This window comes from Idiomarina ramblicola (assembly GCF_003987255.1).
Classification (GTDB): Bacteria; Pseudomonadota; Gammaproteobacteria; order Enterobacterales; family Alteromonadaceae; genus Idiomarina; species Idiomarina ramblicola.
This window is the reverse complement of sequence record NZ_PIQC01000001.1, coordinates 477,271-496,576: the sequence shown is the minus strand read 5'-3', so window position 1 is coordinate 496,576 and position 19,306 is coordinate 477,271. Positions and strand designations below refer to the sequence as shown.

The following is a 19,306-nucleotide window of genomic DNA, read 5'->3' as shown; positions in this document are numbered from 1 at the left end:
CCATCGACATGAGTAAAGACTTTATTCTGCCCGATATCGGCGAAGGGATCGTAGAGTGCGAAATCGTTGAGTGGCTGGTTGCCGAAGGTGACGAAGTTAAAGAAGACCAGCCAGTGGTTGAGGTTATGACCGATAAAGCCATGGTTGAGATCCCGGCTAAAGATGATGGTGTTGTGGAAAAACTGTATTACCAGAAAGGTGATATAGCCAAGGTTCATGAACCGTTATTTGCAATAAAGCCAGCTGACGGATCTTCTGATGAGGCTCCAGCTAAAGACAGCGCGCCTGCGAAAAAAGAAGAACCGAAAACAGAGAAAAATCAAACCTCAGCCGGCGGCGATACAACAGACTTTATTTTACCGGATATTGGTGAAGGTATTGTCGAATGTGAAATCGTTGAATGGCTGGTGTCTGAAGGCGATGAAGTAAAAGAAGACCAGCCGGTTGTTGAAGTCATGACGGACAAAGCAACGGTTGAAATCCCGGCTAAAGACGACGGTACCGTGGTTAAGCTGTATCACAAAAAAGGTGACATTGCCGAAGTACACAAGCCGTTGTTTGCGTTGAAGCCTGCGGGCGGCGTTCAAGAGTCGGGTTCAAATGCTCCACAGAACCATGTTGACCCCGACGCTAAGACTTCGCCATCGGACTCAAAAGCAGAAGCGGAGCCACCAGCGAAGGCACGTCAGGGCAAAGCTGTTGCCAGCCCGGCAGTGCGTCGCCTGGCACGTGAGAGCGATATTAATATTGCCGAAGTACCCGGTTCAGGTAAAAAGGGCCGTGTGCTGAAGAAAGATATTGAAGCCTTTAAATCGGGCGACCAGAAGTCAGCCGCATCAAGCGATAGTCAGCAACCTCAAAAAGCAGCTGCTACTAGCGGTGGTACTCGCACCGAAGCGATACGCGGTGTGAAAGCGGCTATGGCTAAGCAGATGATGAGCTCCGTCAGCACCATTCCTCATTTCACCTACGCCGATGAGTTTGATGTTACTGACTTAATCGCATTGCGTGAAAAGCTAAAAGAGCAATACAAAGAGAAAGGCATTCGCTTAACTGTCATGCCATTCTTTATCAAAGCTCTGTCGTTGGCGCTGAAGGAATTCCCTGTGATGAATGCACAGGTGAATGAGGACTGTACTGAGATCACCTATTTTGATGATCACAACATTGGTATGGCCGTTGACACCAAAATTGGCCTGTTAGTACCAAACGTAAAACAGGTACAAAACAAGAGCATTATTGATGTCGCCAATGAAGTGACTCGTCTGACTCAGGCATCGCGTGAAGGCAAGTTGCCGCAAGCCGATATGAAAGGCGGCACCATCAGCATTTCAAATATTGGTGTTATTGGCGGTACAGTGGCAACTCCTATCATCAATAAACCGGAAGCCGCGATTGTGGCTTTAGGTAAAGTGCAGGAACTGCCGCGCTTTGATGCCAACGGTAACGTGGTAGCCCGTAAGATAATGACGGTAAGCTGGTCAGGCGATCATCGTATTATCGATGGTGGTACCATTGCCCGTTTCAACAAACTCTGGCAAGAATACCTCGAAGACCCAACCAGCATGCTGGTAAACATGGTCTAAGATAAAGGCTGAGCCAGAAACAAAGAGAGTTAGGCAAAGTTAAGAAACACGCCGTGAACCCGTATATGGGGGCTTGTGTGACGCCATCCTTGGCGTCACACAGCTCCCGGGGGACTTTTAGTTTCGCTAGGAGTTAAGGCCCTCTACTACAGGAGACGCGACGAGCTCATCCATGAGGGCTTGACGAAGGCCATCCATGGCCTTCGACACTCCTGTAGTAGAGGGCCTTAACTCTTACCGCTTCACTAAGTCCCGCCGTGAGCTGTAATGAGCAGAGGGTTTTGACTTCTAGCGTCGCGCACTATCCGTAGGAGCTTTAACACTTCTTATCGGCTTCCTTTGTTTAGCTGTGCTATGGTTTTCTTATCTGAGAAGCATTGAGAGCCAGCATGTTTGAAATTACTTACCTTTCTTTAGCGGTATTGTTGATGGTGCTTACCTTGGCGCCGTTGTCTTGGTCGCAGGTTTGGTGGATACGAGGCCTGGATTTTCCCCGCTTGCAGTTGTCGGTATTATTAGGCGCATTGCTGGTTATCGGACTCATTGTTACACGCGACTGGAATTCCGTTACGGCAGTAGCATTAGGCATCGTCATAGGCTGTCTGGTGTGTCAGCTCTGGTGGATTTTACCGTATACGTTTTTCTTTCCAAAAGAGGTTGAGGCCGTTGCTGCTGGTGGCGGTGGAACGCACCTGCGGATCATGACAGCAAACGTGTTAATGCCCAATCATAACAGTGCTGGTTTGCTCCATCTTGTGCGGGATTTTACTCCGGATGTACTGGTCACGCTTGAATCTGATGACTGGTGGCAGGAAAGGTTAGATGCGATTGAAAAGGATTATCCGCACACGGTAAAGGCGCCTTTGGATAACCTCTATGGCATGCACGTGTACTCTCGGTTGCCCCTGTCCGATGTTAGTGTTGAGTATTTAGTTGAGGACGATAAACCGTCGGTGCATTGCTTTATTGAGCTGCCTTGCGGGCAAAAGGTGAAAGCGCATTTTGTGCACCCGGCGCCGCCAAGCCCGACTGAGAATGAAGAGTCGGAAGAGCGTGATGCCGAATTGGTGTTAGTTGCTCGCAGGGTAGAACCGGAGAAATACCCGACCATAGTCACCGGAGATTTAAACGACGTTGCCTGGTCCCGCACCACGCTTCTTTTCCGCAAAATCAGTGGCTTGTTAGACCCTCGAATTGGGCGCGGTATGTTCAATACTTTTCATGCCGAGCATTGGTTTGCCCGCTGGCCACTGGATCATATTTTTCATAGCCATCATTTTGGTTTGGTTTCTATGACGCGATTACCGGGCTTTGGCTCTGACCACTTCCCATTATTGACAGAGCTTGCTTTAGCCCCGGGAGAAAATGGAGTGAATGATGGGCCGTCGCCAGATGAAGAAGACAAGGAAGCCGCCGATGATATTGTGAAAAAGGCTATGGCTTAAGTTTACGCCTAAAGTGAATACGTTGAACTAAGAGCCCAAAAATAATGAGCATAAGACCCACGATTGTACTGGGGTAAATGGTTTCGCCAATGACGACCGAAAGTAGCAACAGTGAAATAAAAGGCGAAATAAAAATTAAGTTACTAATGAGCGCTGTATTGGTGGCTGTTTTCATGGCTTTTAGCCAGAATAAGAAGGTTATTCCCATCTCAAAAAGTCCGACATAGCTGACCGCGGCCCAACCTTGCCACGGAATGGCAGACCAGTCACTCCAGATAAAACTGGCAGCAATTAGTATGGGTAAGGCTAAGCCGAAAGAAAGCACCAAACTGACTACTGAATCGGCGTTGCGGCGTGTATTCAATATCCAGTAGCCAGCCCACAAGAATGTGGAAATTAACGCCAGCGTGACACCCCAGGGGTCACTGAAGCTAAGCTCCAGCACATTACCTCGTGTGGCAATAACCAGCACTCCAAAATAACCTAAGGCACAGGCAACCCAGTCGCGACGGCGTATACTCTGTTTTAAGAACAAAGCGGCCATAATGCTGAGCGCAATCGCCCAAGTATAATTGAGAGGCTGAGCTTCGGAGGCAGGCAGCAGTTTATAAGCCTGAAAAAGCACTAAATAGTAAATAAGCGGATTAATCAGCCCCATTAGCAGGTAATACAGGGGCATTTTACGCAACTCAAGTATCAGCTCTGAAGTTTTCTTCTGAATAAGGCAGACCAAGCCTAAAATAACAAAAGAAACTGTACTTGCAGCGGTAACCATCTGCAGTGGTGTCATGTACTGAAGGGTTATTTTAAAGGCAGTAGCGACCGTCGACCATAACAGCACAGCAATGATCGCATAGAGAAATGCTTGTTTATCAGCGGTTATGGTGTGATGGCATGATGGCCCCCTTAACTCATACGTCGATGAGTACTGCAGCTTGTTGGTATTCAATCCAGACCAGCGCATTTTGCTGATACTCTTGCGCCAGGTCAATGGCTGTTTTCTGACTGAGCCCTAAAACCATAAAGCTGGCTTCCGGTGGCCATTGTTGGTCGCGATCCTGACCTGCACCATAAAAGTAGTTAATTTCGTCTATTTGTTTTAAACGAGTCTCTAATTGAACGTTTCTGCTTTCATTTTCGTCCTTTTTAAGGATCTGGCTTCTCGGGTTAGTGGCTGTGATAAAAGTCCCTGTGGTACAGCCGAGACGTTCACATAAACGATCAAAATGACGGTTCTTTTGACCGATACTCAGGATGACTTCGCCGGTACCGACCCGGAACCGGTAATCGGTATTTTTGTAATGATTGAGCAGCTCTTTATCCATGCTTTGACCAGAGTATCAATGTTGATTAGAGTGTTTGTAAGAGTTTAGCGTTAATAGTGAGTCGGTTCTATGAACCCGAGTATTAGTGTAATTACCTTAGGCGTCGATGATCTGAAGCGTTCGTTGGCGTTTTATCAAGACGGACTGGGTTGGGAAACCGATGGCATTATTGGCGAAGAGTTTGAGCATGGTGCGGTGGTGTTCTTTAAGTTACCCAGTGGGCTCAGACTGGCTTTATGGCCACGTAAAAGTATTGCCGCAGAAATGGGCGTCGATGTAGCTCATGCGGCTAATGAAGTTCTTTTGAGTCACAATGTCAGTTCCCGAAGTGTGGTTGATGAGGTGATGACAGAAGCAAAACGAGCCGGTGCTGAGATCTTAAAACCTGCAAAAGACTTATTCTGGGGTGGCTACGGTGGCTTTTTCAAAGACCCGGACGGACACATTTGGGAGGTGACCTGGAACCCCAGTTGGAGTACTTAGTAGAAAGAGTTCATTAGTGAGTTGTTGATATATTTAGGTTTATCGGAATTTACAGTCACAATGAAGCTCACCGATGATCCTGAATGACTTTTCTAAGCGTATCTGTGTGAACTTTTATTATAAATAGGAAGCCCCATGTTTGGATCAAAAAAGAAGTACCAGTTCGCGCAAAACAGGAAAGAACTGGATGAATACGAGCAGTTGGTAAATGCCATAGACAGTAATATTGCACGAATCGATTTTACTCCTCAAGGCTATATTTTAAATGCCAATCATCTCTTTTTAGACGCTATGGGTTATCGGCTTGACCAGATAGTGTCAAAGCATCATAAAATTTTCTGTGAGAGCAGTTATGCAACAAGCGCAGAATACCAGAACTTTTGGAAGGAGTTGTCGCAGGGAAAGTCTCATCATGGACGCTTTAAAAGACTTTGCAGCGACGGCACTGCTATTTGGTTAGAAGCTTCTTACTTTCCGATTAAAAACTCGGAAGGTGATGTCGAGTATATTACTAAAATCGCTAAAGATGTGACACGCGAGGCTTCTCAATTAGAGCATCAGGTAGCTGTTAGTGCTGCAATTGATAAGTCGATGGCAATAATAGAGTTCTCTCCGGCAGGCGATATCCTTCGCGCCAATAATAACTTTTTAGTGACTATAGGTTATGGTGCAGATGAAATTGAAGGGCGCCACCATAGTCTATTTTGTGAGCAAAAGTTTTATGATCAAAACCCTAATTTCTGGAAAGAGCTGAGTAACGGTGAGTTTAAAGCAGGGCAATTTAAACGCCTGAGTAAGAATGGAGAGCCAATTTGGCTTGAAGCCAGCTACAACCCAATTTTCGATGAGAACGGCCAAGTTACAAAGATTATCAAATTTGCCAGTGATGTGACGGAGCGAGTAGTAAAAGCACAGGAGACTGACGACGCGGCAACCGTTGCGTATTCAACCTCACAACAGACGGCTGCTATTGTCAGAGATGGTAAAACCTCGATTGAGGCTTCGGTAGAAACGTCGAATAAGATACTGGCTAAAAGTAATAAAACAGATGAAGTGATAGAGCAGCTTCAGGAGCAGGCAGACAGTATTGAGGATATCGTCAAAACGATTAATGGATTGGCCGAGCAAACTAACTTGTTGGCGTTAAATGCTGCTATTGAAGCGGCTCGGGCAGGAGAGCATGGACGAGGCTTCGCTGTGGTCGCGGATGAAGTGAGAAACCTGGCCTCAAGAACCACTCAGGCAACAAGCCAAATCTCTGGAGTAATGCAGCGTAGTACAGAGGTCTCTAACGCAATATCAACGTCTATTGATGAAATTCAGGCTATGGCTCAACTCAGTAAAGAGCAAATTGAAAAGGCGAAAGCGGTAATGGAAGAAATTGACAGAGGTGCGACTGACGTCGTAAATGCAGTGAGCCACCTTTCGTAAAGTGACTCACTGGTTTTTTCATACGAGTTAAAGCTTAAATATTTAACCTGCCGGGTAAACGTAGTTTGCTTGGAAACCCAGAGGAATGCCCAGAGTCCAGTAAAGAATCAGGAACGCTGACCACAAAATTAATAATGCGATGGTGTAAGGCAGCATCATGGCAACCAGCGTGCCGATACCCGTGCCTTTAACGTAGCGCTGGCAGTAAAGGACAACCAGCGGGAAGTAGGGCAGTAGTGGGGTAATGATATTACTGGAGGAGTCACCCACGCGATAAGCGGCCTGAGTTAAGTCGGGTGAATAACCTAACTGCATCAGCATGGGAACAAAAATAGGCGATATAAGTGCCCATTTTGCTGATGCTGAACCAACAAATAAGTTAATAAAAGCCACTAAAAAGACGATACCGACCATGGTAACCCCACCGGACAGTTCCAGGCTAGCCAGGAAGTTCGCACCTTTAACGGAAATTAAGGTGCCCAGTTGAGAGTCGCCGAATGCTTTAATAAATAAGGCGCAGAAGAATGCCATAACCATGTAGTAAGCCATGCCTTCCATTGACTTGGTCATTGCGCCGATAACGTCCTGCGAGTTGGTAAAGTTCCCGGAAACATAGCCGTGAACAATGCCCGGAATAATAAACAGCAGGAAAATGAGCGGCACAATCATGCCCATAAGAGGGGCTCCAACTGATGCCAGCTTTCCTGTTTCCGGGTCGGCTAGAGGTGAAGCCTCGGCTGTCGCTGCGAAATAAAGCAGCGCTAAACCAACTACCATAGTCAGAGTGGCGGCATGAAATGCTTTTCGGTCACGAGATGAAACCTCATCCATTGCCGGCATGTCTTCTGCTTCACCATCAACTTCTGCACCGCGTAAACGAGGCTCAACAACCTTGTCGGTCAGGAACCAGCCGATAGCAACGACCACAATTGAAGAGGCCGCGGTAAAAAAGTAGTTGTTGAGCGGATTTAACTGCATGTCCGCGTCGATAATTTGCGCGGCACTTTGAGTAAAGCCTTGCAGTAACGGGTCGATAGCCGAAGGCACAAAGTTGGCACTGAAACCACCAGATACCCCAGCAAACGCGGCAGCAATACCGGCTAAAGGGTGACGGCCTGCAGCATAAAAAATAACGCCACCTAAAGGAATAACCAGAACGTAGCCGGCATCAACTGCTGTATGACTGACTATAGCAACCAGAATCAGTATGGGTGTCAGCAGCATTTTCGGCGTAACGTTCAACATGAGTTTAATGGCGACATTAATGTAACCCGAGCGTTCGGCAACACCGACACCTAACATGGCCACCAAGACCACTCCTAACGGTGCGAAGCCCATAAAGGTATCGACCATATTGGCGAGAAAAGCGGTAAATTCGGTTCCGCTTAGCAAGTTAATAACGCCAATGGAATCCCCCGTAAGCGGGTGCTTTTCATCAAAACTCACGCCTGAAAGCAGCCAGGACATGACCCAGACAATGATTAGTAAGCCAAAGAACATGACGGCCGGGTCGGGCAGTTTATTCCCGACCTTTTCAACGCCGTCGAGAAGACGATTAAGCAGACTGTCCGGCTTTTCCTTTTGCGAACGGTCAGGTTGTGGAGATTGAGCCATGGTGAAACCCCTGGTTGTTATTTTATTGGTCTAATTATTATGCGCAGGTATCATAACCATTATTGTGAAGCGGAACAAAGCAAACAGGATGAAAAAGTGTTAATGATTTGTGGTACGGATGAGGCGGGCCGTGGGCCTATTGCAGGTCCTGTGGTAGCAGCTGCCGTCATATTGGATCCGGATAATCCGGTTGAAGGGCTGAATGACTCCAAAAAGCTGAGTGAGAAAAAGCGCGAGAAACTCAGCCTGGAAATAAAAGAAAAGGCACTTTACTGGGCAATTGCTCAGTCTGACCCAGATGAAATTGAAGCCATTAATATTCTCTGGGCTTCTATGAAGGCCATGGAAAGAGCGATAGAAGCGCTTCCGGTGAAACCGGATATGGTGTTGGTAGATGGTAACCGGGTTCCCGAACTGAATGTACCGGCGAAAGCCATTGTAGGCGGTGATGCCAGTGAGCAATGTATCGCCGCAGCATCTATTTTGGCGAAAGTAGAACGGGACCGACAGATGCTGGAGTGGCATGAGCGTTATCCGCAGTACGACTTCCATAAACACAAGGCCTATGGCACCAAAAAGCATCTGGAGTTGTTAGAAAAACATGGCCCTTGTCCTATACACAGAAAGGGATTTAACCCGGTTAAGCGAGTGCTTGAAAACTTGTGATTTAGGCCTGAAATTCATACAATGAAAGGCTATTCACTCAGTTCTTGTAGGAAGTTGGAAGCCACCATGCAGTCTATCCCGCACGTTGATATGCGTCGTTATCATGACGACTTTGATGCCTTTACCCAAGATGTAGGCAGCGGTTATGAAAAGTACGGCTTTATTGCCTTAACCCAGCACAGTGTTGATACGGCGCTTATTGAAAGAGCACTGGACACCTGTCGTGAGCTTTTTGCTTTACCGGATGAAGTGAAAAAACAATATCATCGCCCGGGACAGGGTGGGGCACGGGGTTATACTCCGTTTGGAACAGAAGTAGCGAAAGATGCGACCCATGTTGACTTAAAAGAGTTCTGGCATGTGGGTCGTGAAATTGAAGGTGAGCCACCCTACCCACAACTCTTGCCAAACGTCTGGCCGCAGGAGCTGCCCAAATTTAAAGAAGATATGCTGGCTATTTATGCGGCATTAGATAACTTAGGTAACCAGGTATTGGAAGCATTATCTGCTTATTTGGGGCAACCGAAAGACTTTTTCCGCGACAAAGTGAATAACGGTAACTCGATTTTGCGGCCTTTGCACTATCCGCCTATTATTGATGAAGATACCCCATCGGTGCGCGCCGGTGCTCACGAAGATATTAACGTTTTGACTTTACTCGTTGGTTCGCGTGAACCCGGACTGGAAGTCTTAGCAAAAGATGGCAGTTGGGTACCGGTGACCATTATTGAAGGTGCGATTATTTGTAATGTAGGCGATATGCTGCAGCGTTTAACCAACCATGTGCTACCATCAACGACGCATCGGGTGGTTAACCCTCCTGCGCCTTATAATGCTAAATCGCGTTACTCAATCCCGTTCTTTTTGCACTTTAATCCTGATGTGCTGATTACGCCATTGGAAAGCTGCATTTCTGATGAAAATCCGCAGCGCGATGAACCGATCACGGCGGATGATTACCTAATGCAACGCTTACGTGAGATTGGGCTAATAAAAGACTAAAAGGAACAACTGGTGAAAACAGGCGAGTTTACTTTAAAACATATGATTCGAGCTGTGGCTGCTGTCACTGTTTCCTCGTTGTTGTTGAGTTGTGCATCGGCTCCGTCGGAACCTCAGAGTAGCGAGTTTCAACTCACATTATTGCACGTTGACGATCATCACTCTGCTTTGGCCGCAAAGCAACAGACGTTGGTCTGGGGCGAGCAGGAGTGGCAGGTTGAAGCTGGTGGGTTTCCGCGGCTTGGGGCGCAAATTAAAACGTTGCGAGCAGCGAATGAAAACGTACTGACATTGCACGCTGGTGACGCTCTTACCGGTAGTCTGTACTTCACATTGTTTGGCAGTGAAGCCGACGCTCGTATGATGAATAATGTCTGTTTTGATGCGTTTACTATTGGTAATCATGAGTTTGATAATGGCGATGCCGGACTGGCTGAATTTCTGCAGCAACTGGGTACCGACAGCTGTCCAACTGTGAAGCTCGGAGCGAATATTAAGCCGAAAGTAGGGCAGTCGCCTCTAACCCCCGACCGCGAATGGCAAATGTTTCAGCCGTACACAATCGTTGAGCGTGGCGGCGAAGAAGTAGCCATTATTGGCCTGGATATCGCCAGTAAAACGAAAAAGTCATCGCGGCCCGACGAAAACACGGAATTTTTAGACGAGCTGGAAACGGCTCGTAAATATATAGCTGAAGTTCAACAGCAAGGTGTCGAAAAAATTGTGCTACTGACGCACATTCAATACGAGCGCGATAAAGAACTGGTACAGCAACTGCCCGGAGTCGATATCGTTATAGGCGGTGATTCACACACGCTGTTGGGCGACTTCAGTGAGTTTGGAATGGAAGCCAGCGGCCCTTACCCAACAGAATTAACAAATGCCGATGGTGATAAGGTTTGTATTGGCCATGCGTACCAGTATTCATTAGTTGTTGGCGAAATGCAGGCGAAGTTTGACGGCGATAAAATTGTAGAATGCGGTGGCCGTCCACATTATCTGTTGAGCGACGACATCCAAGTCAGTGACGGTATTGTGACAACTTATGAACCCATCAAAACAGCATTGGAAGAAAGCGGTGTGTTCAGCTTTGTTACGCCGGATGCCGAGTTGCAAAGCATGCTGGAAGATTATCAGCGCAAAGTGGAGGACTTTTCTGCTGAAGTGTTAGCAGAAGTTCCGCAGCAAATTTGCAGCCAGGAAATTGATTTGCCTCGCAGGGAAGGCTGCGCAGATGGAATGAGTTCAGGTGCCCACCGACTAGTCGCCGAAGCGTTTTTGCATGCGGTGCCCGAAGCAGATTTTGCGATACAAAATGGTGGCGGTGTCCGTTCTGATATTAGTCAGGGAGACTTCACAGTCGGCGATGCGTTTACCGTACTTCCGTTTGCAAATACCCTGGTAAAACTGGAGCTTAGTGGCTCTGAGTTTAAGCAGGCTATGGAAGAGGCGTTAGCCTATTCTGTCTCTGACGGTGGTTCAACCCGAGCTTATCCATACGGCGCTGGTATTCGGTATTCGGTCGACTTAACCAACGAAAAGGGCAGCCGCGTGTCTAATCTGCAAGTGTGGGATAAAGGCAGTAACAGTTGGCAACCAATGACAGCAAGAGCAACTTACGTCATGGTCACTAATAGCTTTATTGCCGGCGGTCAGGATGGTTATGATACGTTCTATCGTGTGAGTGAGCGCGGACGGGCTCGCAACACCGGTATCGATTACGCCGAGTCGCTGGTTAATTACGCCCGCGCTCAAGAAATACTGAGACGCCCACAGGATTTTGCAACGCAGTCTTACGTTCCTGCTGGAGATAAATAATGGCTCGAGGTTTCGAGCCTAAACCCGTCTCTGATAACGCCAGATTTGATTTTATCGTTGTCATTCTGGCGTTACTGACCGCCTTTGCGCCGCTCTCCATTGATATGTATCTGCCGGCATTTAGCGCTATTGCCTCTGATTATGCAACCGACACACACCACGTGGAGTTGTCTCTCACAGCCTTCTTCTTTGGGCTTTTTATTGGTCAGTTGTTGTATGGCACGGCCACCGATAAATTTGGGCGTAAGAACCCGCTTTATATCGGCCTGGCAATCTATGTTGTAACGTCTATTGGGTGTGCCTTTGCCCCTGACATTCAGTGGCTTATTATTTTGAGGTTTTTACAAGCGATAGGCGCTTGTGCTGGTATTGTCATAGCGCGGGCTGTCGTACGGGATTTATACACCCCGCAGGCGTCTGCCCGGGTATTTTCGTTTCTGATTCTGGTCATGGGTGTGGCACCCATTTTAGCACCTTTGTTTGGCGCTTACGTGACCGAGTGGATGGGCTGGCGTGCGTTGTTTTTAATTGTCGCGGGTTTAGGTATTGCTTCTGCAGTGACCATTCATTTTGTTCTGCCGGAAACACGAGGCCGTCGCTACGATGTGCGCATGCGCAATACCGGTAGCACCTATTGGACCGTTCTGCGGGACCCCTCTTTTTTACGTTACTCTTTAACTGGCGCTATTGCCCAGTCTGGTTTATTTGCTTATATCACCGGTTCGCCAAAGATGTTCATTGAGGTGTTCGGATTAGATCCCACTCATTACAGCTGGTTGTTTGGTTTAAACGCTATTGGCATTATTGGTTTTTCTCAGCTTAATGGCTGGTTGTTGAAGTACCATTCTTCGCGCAAGATCCTGAACGTATCGCTACCGATATTAGCGGTTGTTTCCATCGTGATGTGTGTAATGGCCTACTTAAACGTGGGCTTTTGGGGCATTTTGCTGCCATTATTTGCTTATATCTCGACGCTGGGTCTGGTTTTCCCGAACGCGATGGCGGGGGCTCTAGCAGAGCAGCAAGAACGTGCAGGCTCCGCGTCAGCAGTGACCGGTAGCTTACAATTCTTGATTGCCGGTTTGGTGTCTGCGGGCGTCAGTCAGGCGGGCTCGTTTACTGATTACGCCATGGCCTGGGTGATAGGTGTGGCCGGCTTATTAGCGGTTATTGCATACCGCCTAATGCGCCGGCCGGAATAAGCGTTTTAGTTATAAAAGGTCGGTGCTGCGGGTCCAACAGGGAAACCGAATACAAATACCCAAAGGAAGAAAAGCACCGACCAGCCGACAAAGAAAACCATAGAGTAGGGCAGCATCATGGCAATCAATGTTCCTATACCCAAGTCTTTCTTATAGCGCGCTGCCACGGCTAGTATCAAACCGAAGTAACTCATCATAGGGGTAATGATGTTTGTTACTGAGTCACCAATACGGTAGGCGGCCTGAATAACCTCCGGTGAGTAACCAATCAGCATAAGCATAGGCACAAAGATAGGAGCGGTAATTGCCCACTGTGCAGAAGCTGAGCCCAGCATCAGGTTGACGAAACCACAAACCATAATAAAGAATAGGAAAATTAACGGACCCGTCATACCAATGTTGGTCAGGAATTCAGCGCCGTTAATCGCAAAAATGGTCCCGAAGTTAGTCCACTTAAAAAAGTTGACGAACTGTGCCGCGAAAAATACCAGCACAATGTACATGCCCATAGTGCTCATGCTGTGCGACATAGCGTCAATCACATCACGGTCGGTTCGCATGGTTTCAACGGTACGACCATAGACGTAACCGGGAATGGCAAAAAAGAAGAAAATATAGACAACAACGCCTTCTAAGAAAGGGGAGCCTTTAACAGCACCCGTTTCCGGATGGCGCAGAATGCCCCATTCAGGCACGACCGTTAAAGCCAGAATGCCCGCAAGTATCAGCACACTTAGCCCGGCATTCAGTAACCCTCGTTTTTCCTGTTTACTGAGTGGATCCATAGAGGATTGATCGGATAAATCAATAGAGGCTTCGTCTTTGTCATACTTACCGAGTTTCGGCTCAACAATTTTGTCTGTGATCAAAGCGCCCATAATGGCAATTAAGAAGGTGCTGACCATCATAAAGTACCAGTTGGCTTCGGCGCCAACGGTATAGCTTGGGTCTATTATTTTAGCGGCCTCTTCAGTTATACCCGACAGTAAAGGGTCAACCGTTCCAATTAACAGGTTGGCACTATAACCGGCAGAGACACCGGCAAAAGCGGCCGCAAGACCGGCAAGAGGGTGACGACCCAGTCCATAAAAAATCATTGCAGCAAGAGGCACCAGAACCACGTAGCCAAGCTCGGCCGCGGTATTGGAAACCACTCCGGCAAATACGACAGTAACGGTAATAAGGCGCGGTGGAGCCTTCATGACCAGTCCGCGCATGGCGGCTGAGATTAAGCCTGACCGTTCGGCAACGCCGACACCCAAAAGAGCAACCAAAACCGTACCTAGAGGCGTGAATCCGGTAAAGTTAGTGACCAGATTGGTGACAATGCGCTGTATTCCCTCCGCATTCAGTAAGCTGACCGCTTTAATAACGGTTTCGCCGTCTCTGGGGTCAATGGCGCTGACACCAAAGTAAGCGGCAATGCCACTAATAAAAATGATGAACAGACAGAACAGAGCAAATAAGGTAATAGGATGGGGTAACAGGTTACCGAGCCACTCAACGCTATCAAGAAAACGGGTAAACCAACCGCGCTTGCTGGTTGCGTTGTAGTCGTTATTGGGAGACTGCATTACTCACGCCTTTATTATCAGTTTTTAGACCAGCGCAAGATTCTAGCATAAAAAAACGGCGCCGCTGAAACCAGGGCGCCGTTTTTACATTAGCGGTTAGCGGTTATGCCGCGTCGCTTTTTTTAAGGTTTTTCAGTGCATAATCAAACGCAGCTTTACCGGCTAATAAGTCTTCCGGGGCAAAGTCATCTACGTTGATGGTGCGTAAACGACCTACCTCGGTACGCTCAAGCAGCGCCACTTCGTCGTCACTCAGCACGCCCAGCTCTTTACCCTTAGCAGCAATTTGGTCTAATTGAGTAAAGCTGAAGCGTTTACCTGCCGCTTTGCAGACTTTGTCGTACAATGGCTCGGCAGCAACGACGTCTTGCAGCGTTTGCTCAAGGAAACCAAAGTGGCCTTCAGGGCTCAGGAACTGCCCTTCGCCTAAGCGTGTGCGTACATCATTCGGTGACATCAGCATACGCGCTATTTTGTGGTCGTTCTTGTCTGAAGGACGCTTAGCAATGCGGCCTAACGGGTACATTATTGCGCGCATGAAGCTACCAACACCACCAAAGTTCGCCAGCATTTCTAACTGCGCTTCCTGCAGCTTATGCAAAGTATCCTGCATAGCCCAGTGAACCAGTGGCAAGTCTTCTTTAATGCGACCCTGGTCATGGAAACGTTTCAGAATACAAGAGCCAATGTATAAGTAGCTCAGCATGTCACCTAAACGTGCAGAAACGCGCTCTTTGCGTTTTAGGCTGCCGCCCAGTTTACCCATAGCAATGTCTGACAATAAGGCCATGTTGGCACTAAAGCGGTTCATCTGCTGATAGTATTTACGAGTTCCGTCACTTGCCGGAACCGAGCTCAGGCGATGACCACCAAAGCCATAGAACACGGAACGAACGAAATTACTGATGGCGAAACCAATGTGGCCAAATACGGCTTTATCAAACTTCTTCAGAGCTTCAGGGCCTTGCTCCGCCGAGGCTTCCATTTCTTTTAAGACAAATGGATGGCAACGGATGGCGCCCTGACCGTAGATCATCATGCTACGAGTCAGGATGTTGGCGCCTTCAACGGTAATAGCAACCGGAACACCCTGGTAACCACGGCCTAAGTAGTTATTTGGTCCTAAACAAATGCCTTTACCACCATGGATGTCCATAGCGTCGTCCATGCAAGAACGTAACTTTTCAGTCATGTGGTATTTTGCAATGGCGCCAATAACCGAAGGTTTTTCGCCCAGGTCGATACCTTTGGTCGATAACATGGTGACCGCGTCCATCAGGTACGCGTTACCAGCGATGCGAGCCATTGGCTCTTCAACACCTTCCATTTTACCGATAGGCAATTTGAACTGACGGCGAATACGTGAATAAGCACCCGTTGCCAGAGCAATTGACTTGATGCCACCGGCGCTGTTTGACGGCAGAGTGATTGAACGGCCAACTGACAGACATTCAACCAGCATACGCCAGCCTTTACCGGCGTTCTTCTGACCACCAATAATGTAATCTAATGGAACGAATACGTCGTTACCGCGAATAGGACCATTCTGGAACGGAACGTTCAGCGGGAAGTGACGGCGACCTATTTCAACACCTTTGGTGTCACGAGGGATCAAGGCACAGGTAATACCCAGCTCTTCCTCTTTGCCGATAAGGCCGTCAGGATCGTACATTTTGAATGCCAGACCTAGTACGGTCGCCACTGGCGCTAACGTGATGTAGCGCTTGTCGAAATTCAGCTTAATGCCGACAATTTCTTCGCCGTTCCATTCGCCTTTACAAACCACACCTGAGTCAGGAATAGCACCGGCGTCAGAACCGGCTTCCGGGCTGGTCAGTGCGAAACATGGAATTTCGTCACCGCTGGCCAGGCGAGGCAGGTAATGGTCCTGCTGTTCTTTGGTACCATAATGCTGCAACAGTTCGCCCGGACCTAATGAGTTAGGTACACCGACGGTTGAAGCCAGTACTGTACTCACGCCTGCCAGTTTCTGTAACACACGCGACTGCGCGTAAGCAGAAAACTCCAGACCACCATATTCTTTCTTGATGATCATGGCGAAGAATTTCTCATCCTTCAGATACTGCCAGACATGCTCGGGCATATCGGTTAGCTCGTGCGTGACTTCCCAGTCGTTCAGCATTTTGCAGACTTCTTCACATGGACCTTCTAAGAAGGCTTTTTCTTCAGCCGTTAATTCGGCCTTAGGTACGTCGTGAAGTTTTTTCCAGTCAGGGTCGCCGCTGAATAAGTCGCCATCCCACCATACGGTGCCGGCTTCCAGTGCATCGCGCTCGGTGTCAGACATTTCTGGCATTACCTTGCGATATGCGCTAAGAATAGGCTTAGTCAGCAGGTTTAAACGAATCGGTGCTAAGTTGAGTGGTATCAGCACAATGGCTAAGATAACCCAGAGAACTGGGCCAACAATGTCGATTGCGCTACCAATAGCGAACATAATAACTAAGCCGGCGCTGAACATGGGCAGGCTGGCTCGTTTGTAAATTAATGCAGCCGCAACTAAAACAGTAGCGACAATCCAAAGTGCAATACTCATAGTGTAATACTCCGACTTGGAGGTCTGACCAGTGATACTGTGCAAGTTAGATCAACAAGCCGTTATTTTCAAGCAAAAATTGAACGCGCGTTTGAATTTTGTTGTCAATATAAACGTCCAGTAGTGAGAAAAAGTGGAGAAGTGACAGTGAAAAGGATAGCCAGTTGGTTGGTATCAAGCGTTTTAGTCACCAGTATGACAATGAGCTCTGCCGGTGCTGATGACCATCAAAATGCAGCACAATCAATGAAACAAACTATGAAGCCCTACGAGGCCAACTATGTGATCACGCGCGGTGATAGCGAATACGGAGAAGGGTATCGTTACCTGGAAGCCTCGCCTGATAGCGAATGGCAATTACGGACTAAATCAGATATTTCCTGGTTCATTTTGTCGGATACGCGTGAAGCTCGTTCGGTGTTTATTGTTGATGAAGAAAATAACCGACTGGAACCGCGCGAGTTTATCTATACGCGAACCGGTACGGGGTCAGATAAATCATTTCACGGCGAATTCAAAGCTGACGAAAAAAAGGTTCGTAACCTAGACACTGACCGCATGTTGGAAGTGAACTGGGATGGCGCTTTATTCGATGAAGCCAATGTGACCGAACAGTTGCGTGTTGATTTGGCTGGTGGCGTTGAAACTTTCGAATATCGTGTTGTGAATGAGAAAGGCGAAGAGGATGAGTATCGCTTTGAAGTGCAGGCAAAAGAGTCGCTGTCCTTGCCTTATGGTGAAGTTGAAGCCATAAAAGTGGCACGTATTCGGGATAATAACCGGCGCCAGACCTTTTTCTGGTTTGCGCCGGAGCTAAACTACGTGATGGTTAAAATGCAGCAATTTAAAGAAGGCGACGAACAGGCGACGATGTCACTGAAAAGTTTGTCGATGTAAATTAATCTGCTGCGTAACCCTGGGCGCCTAAAACTTCGCCATCCAAGGTGACGCGCCCGCCTTCCAGTTTCAGACGTTCCTGACAGAACCAGTTAACCACTAGCGGATAAATGCGGTGTTCCTGCTCGTGAACTCGTGCCTGAATATCTTCTACCGTGTCGCCTTCGAAAATAGGGACTTTAGCCTGTAATGCGACAGGGCCGCCATCGAGTTCTTCAGTCACAAAGTGCACACTCACACCATGTTCAGTATCGCCTGCGTCCAAAGCTCGCTGGTGAGTATTCACGCCTTTGTACTTAGGTAATAGCGATGGGTGGATATTAAACATACGGCCTTCGTAGTGGCGCGTAAACTCACCGGTCAGGATGCGCATAAAGCCCGCCAGAACCACTAAGTCGGGTTGGTAACTGTCTATCAATGTCTTTAACTCAGCGTCATAAGCCTCACGGGAGTCAAACTCTTTGTGGCTAAGCACTTCGGTATCAATACCCTTAGTCGCAGCCTTCTCAAGGCCCTTAGCTGACGCTTTGTTAGAAATAACCGCAACAACTTTACCGGCGACTTTTCCATTTTCGCAGGCCTGTTGAATGGCCTGCATGTTACTGCCCGTGCCTGAAATCAGTACAACAATGCGCTTCATTAGTGAGTCTCGTCGGCCAGAATGTCGACTTGCTCTTCACCTTCAGCAGCGTTGGCAATACGGCCAATCTTCCAGGCGTCTTCGCCAGCGTCGGTCAGAAGGCGAATGGCTTTGTCTGCGTGTTCATTTGGAACTGCAATAACCATACCCACACCGCAGTTAAAGGTACGGTACATTTCTTTCATGCTGACATTGCCGTTTTCCTTTAACCAGTCGAAAATAACCGGCCAGTCCCAGCTGTTGCCATCAATAACGGCTTTACTACCTTTAGGCAGCACGCGAGGGATGTTTTCCCAGAAGCCACCCCCGGTAATGTGCGACAAAGCGTGTACCGGCACGTGTTTAATCAGTTCCAGAACCGACTTCACATAGATGCGCGTTGGTTCTAATAAATGGTCAGCCAGTGTTTTGCCCTGTAGGTGAGATTCTAAATCTGCGCCGCTGACTTCAATAATTTTACGAATAAGTGAGTAACCGTTGGAATGAGGACCGCTAGAGGCCAGAGCAATTAATGCATCGCCGTCGGCAACTTTGGTGCCGTCAATAATTTCAGATTTTTCGACCACTCCGGTACAAAAACCGGCTAAGTCATAATCGCCGCCTTCATACATGCCCGGCATTTCTGCCGTTTCGCCACCAATAAGTGCACAGCCCGATTGCTCACAACCGTCGCCGATACCGGCAACCACATCGGCTGCGACGTCAACGTCCAGTTTGCCTGTTGCGTAGTAGTCGAGGAAAAACAGCGGTTCAGCACCCTGTACAATAAGATCGTTAACGCACATAGCAACCAAATCGATACCCACACCACGGTGACGTTTAAGATCGATAGCTAAGCGTAATTTGGTACCAACACCGTCGGTTCCGGAAACCAGAACCGGTTGCTTATAACCCGCCGGAATTTCACACAGAGCACCAAACCCACCAATGTTACCCATGACTTCAGGCCGGTGCGTACGCTTGGTTACGCCTTTAATGCGTTCAACCAATGCATTACCAGCGTCAATGTCGACGCCCGCGTCTTTATAACTTAAAGAAGGTTTTTTATCGCTCACAGAATAATCCC

Annotated in this window: 16 protein-coding genes; 9 read left to right on the top strand and 7 right to left on the bottom strand. The window is 48.0% G+C overall.

The genetic code is table 11. The features are described from left to right. The first annotated feature begins 8 nt into the window (after positions 1 to 8). Both CWI78_RS02445 and CWI78_RS02440 read left to right on the top strand, forming a co-directional pair. Positions 9 to 1,586, top strand: coding sequence for a dihydrolipoyllysine-residue acetyltransferase (locus tag CWI78_RS02445; RefSeq protein ID WP_126779925.1), 1,578 nt, complete (start codon positions 9 to 11; stop codon positions 1,584 to 1,586). A gap of 389 nt (positions 1,587 to 1,975) precedes the next feature. After that, positions 1,976 to 3,031: an endonuclease/exonuclease/phosphatase family protein gene (locus CWI78_RS02440; protein WP_126779923.1), complete on the top strand. Its 1,056-nt coding sequence runs from the start codon at positions 1,976 to 1,978 to the stop codon at positions 3,029 to 3,031. Here CWI78_RS02440 and CWI78_RS02435 read toward each other — a convergent pair. Next, on the bottom strand, positions 3,021 to 3,995 hold the full coding sequence (locus CWI78_RS02435; RefSeq protein ID WP_338067614.1) for a DMT family transporter: 975 nt from the start codon (positions 3,993 to 3,995) through the stop codon (positions 3,021 to 3,023). The two genes, CWI78_RS02440 and CWI78_RS02435, sit on opposite strands and share 11 nt — an antisense overlap. Continuing rightward, positions 3,943 to 4,356, bottom strand: coding sequence for a DUF3293 domain-containing protein (locus tag CWI78_RS02430; RefSeq protein WP_126779921.1), 414 nt, complete (start codon positions 4,354 to 4,356; stop codon positions 3,943 to 3,945). The genes CWI78_RS02435 and CWI78_RS02430 overlap by 53 nt, the downstream gene beginning before the upstream one ends. A gap of 69 nt (positions 4,357 to 4,425) precedes the next feature. On the opposite strand from CWI78_RS02430, the gene CWI78_RS02425 reads away from it, so the two are divergent. Continuing rightward, positions 4,426 to 4,839 carry a VOC family protein gene (locus tag CWI78_RS02425; protein WP_126779919.1) on the top strand — a complete coding sequence of 138 codons (414 nt, stop codon included), beginning with the start codon at positions 4,426 to 4,428 and terminating at the stop codon, positions 4,837 to 4,839. A 135-nt stretch (positions 4,840 to 4,974) separates the two neighbouring features. After that, positions 4,975 to 6,270, top strand: coding sequence for a methyl-accepting chemotaxis protein (locus CWI78_RS02420; protein WP_126779917.1), 1,296 nt, complete (start codon positions 4,975 to 4,977; stop codon positions 6,268 to 6,270). 42 nt (positions 6,271 to 6,312) lie between these two features. On the opposite strand, the gene CWI78_RS02415 is transcribed toward CWI78_RS02420, so the two are convergent. Continuing rightward, positions 6,313 to 7,884 (bottom strand): AbgT family transporter, encoded by a 1,572-nt coding sequence (locus tag CWI78_RS02415; RefSeq protein ID WP_126779916.1) that lies wholly within the window; start codon positions 7,882 to 7,884, stop codon positions 6,313 to 6,315. A gap of 102 nt (positions 7,885 to 7,986) precedes the next feature. Between CWI78_RS02415 and rnhB the strand changes: the two genes are divergently transcribed. The 4 genes from rnhB to CWI78_RS02395 all read left to right on the top strand — a co-directional run bounded on the left by rnhB (position 7,987) and on the right by CWI78_RS02395 (position 12,572). After that, the gene (rnhB, locus tag CWI78_RS02410; protein WP_244213063.1) at positions 7,987 to 8,550 is read left to right on the top strand and encodes a ribonuclease HII; all 564 of its coding nucleotides are present in this window, start codon (positions 7,987 to 7,989) and stop codon (positions 8,548 to 8,550) included. Positions 8,551 to 8,616: 66 nt separating this feature from the next. Further along, positions 8,617 to 9,552 carry an isopenicillin N synthase family dioxygenase gene (locus CWI78_RS02405; RefSeq protein ID WP_126779912.1) on the top strand — a complete coding sequence of 312 codons (936 nt, stop codon included), beginning with the start codon at positions 8,617 to 8,619 and terminating at the stop codon, positions 9,550 to 9,552. 12 nt (positions 9,553 to 9,564) lie between these two features. After that, positions 9,565 to 11,370: a bifunctional metallophosphatase/5'-nucleotidase gene (locus tag CWI78_RS02400; protein ID WP_126779910.1), complete on the top strand. Its 1,806-nt coding sequence runs from the start codon at positions 9,565 to 9,567 to the stop codon at positions 11,368 to 11,370. Then, positions 11,370 to 12,572, top strand: coding sequence for a multidrug effflux MFS transporter (locus CWI78_RS02395; RefSeq protein WP_126779908.1), 1,203 nt, complete (start codon positions 11,370 to 11,372; stop codon positions 12,570 to 12,572). The genes CWI78_RS02400 and CWI78_RS02395 overlap by 1 nt, the downstream gene beginning before the upstream one ends. A gap of 5 nt (positions 12,573 to 12,577) precedes the next feature. Here CWI78_RS02395 and CWI78_RS02390 read toward each other — a convergent pair whose 3' ends face one another. Together CWI78_RS02390 and fadE are read right to left on the bottom strand one after the other, a co-directional pair. Continuing rightward, positions 12,578 to 14,146: an AbgT family transporter gene (locus CWI78_RS02390; RefSeq protein WP_126779906.1), complete on the bottom strand. Its 1,569-nt coding sequence runs from the start codon at positions 14,144 to 14,146 to the stop codon at positions 12,578 to 12,580. A gap of 103 nt (positions 14,147 to 14,249) precedes the next feature. Then, positions 14,250 to 16,703, bottom strand: coding sequence for an acyl-CoA dehydrogenase FadE (fadE, locus tag CWI78_RS02385; protein ID WP_126779904.1), 2,454 nt, complete (start codon positions 16,701 to 16,703; stop codon positions 14,250 to 14,252). Positions 16,704 to 16,850: 147 nt separating this feature from the next. Between fadE and CWI78_RS02380 the strand changes: the two genes are divergently transcribed. Beyond that, on the top strand, positions 16,851 to 17,600 hold the full coding sequence (locus CWI78_RS02380; protein ID WP_126779902.1) for a DUF3108 domain-containing protein: 750 nt from the start codon (positions 16,851 to 16,853) through the stop codon (positions 17,598 to 17,600). A 1-nt stretch (position 17,601) separates the two neighbouring features. Here the strand turns inward: CWI78_RS02380 and purN are convergent, their stop codons facing one another. After that, positions 17,602 to 18,240, bottom strand: coding sequence for a phosphoribosylglycinamide formyltransferase (gene purN / locus CWI78_RS02375; RefSeq protein ID WP_126779901.1), 639 nt, complete (start codon positions 18,238 to 18,240; stop codon positions 17,602 to 17,604). Beyond that, the gene (purM, locus tag CWI78_RS02370) at positions 18,240 to 19,295 is read right to left on the bottom strand and encodes a phosphoribosylformylglycinamidine cyclo-ligase (protein WP_126779899.1); all 1,056 of its coding nucleotides are present in this window, start codon (positions 19,293 to 19,295) and stop codon (positions 18,240 to 18,242) included. Before purM ends, purN begins: the two co-directional genes overlap by 1 nt. Positions 19,296 to 19,306: the final 11 nt, after the last annotated feature.

What these genes read in the sequence shown, in the direction of transcription:
- CWI78_RS02440 (WP_126779923.1), top strand. Translation starts at nt 1,976, where the DNA reads ATGTTTGAAATTACTTACCTTTCTTTAGCGGTATTGTTGATGGTGCTT.
- CWI78_RS02425 (WP_126779919.1), top strand. Translation starts at nt 4,426, where the DNA reads ATGAACCCGAGTATTAGTGTAATTACCTTAGGCGTCGATGATCTGAAG.
- CWI78_RS02420 (WP_126779917.1), top strand. Translation starts at nt 4,975, where the DNA reads ATGTTTGGATCAAAAAAGAAGTACCAGTTCGCGCAAAACAGGAAAGAA.
- CWI78_RS02430 (WP_126779921.1), bottom strand. Translation starts at nt 4,356, where the DNA reads ATGGATAAAGAGCTGCTCAATCATTACAAAAATACCGATTACCGGTTC.
- CWI78_RS02435 (WP_338067614.1), bottom strand. Translation starts at nt 3,995, where the DNA reads ATGCGCTGGTCTGGATTGAATACCAACAAGCTGCAGTACTCATCGACG.
- fadE (WP_126779904.1), bottom strand. Translation starts at nt 16,703, where the DNA reads ATGAGTATTGCACTTTGGATTGTCGCTACTGTTTTAGTTGCGGCTGCA.
- CWI78_RS02395 (WP_126779908.1), top strand. Translation starts at nt 11,370, where the DNA reads ATGGCTCGAGGTTTCGAGCCTAAACCCGTCTCTGATAACGCCAGATTT.
- purN (WP_126779901.1), bottom strand. Translation starts at nt 18,240, where the DNA reads ATGAAGCGCATTGTTGTACTGATTTCAGGCACGGGCAGTAACATGCAG.
- CWI78_RS02415 (WP_126779916.1), bottom strand. Translation starts at nt 7,884, where the DNA reads ATGGCTCAATCTCCACAACCTGACCGTTCGCAAAAGGAAAAGCCGGAC.
- CWI78_RS02405 (WP_126779912.1), top strand. Translation starts at nt 8,617, where the DNA reads ATGCAGTCTATCCCGCACGTTGATATGCGTCGTTATCATGACGACTTT.
- CWI78_RS02445 (WP_126779925.1), top strand. Translation starts at nt 9, where the DNA reads ATGAGTAAAGACTTTATTCTGCCCGATATCGGCGAAGGGATCGTAGAG.
- rnhB (WP_244213063.1), top strand. Translation starts at nt 7,987, where the DNA reads ATGATTTGTGGTACGGATGAGGCGGGCCGTGGGCCTATTGCAGGTCCT.
- CWI78_RS02390 (WP_126779906.1), bottom strand. Translation starts at nt 14,146, where the DNA reads ATGCAGTCTCCCAATAACGACTACAACGCAACCAGCAAGCGCGGTTGG.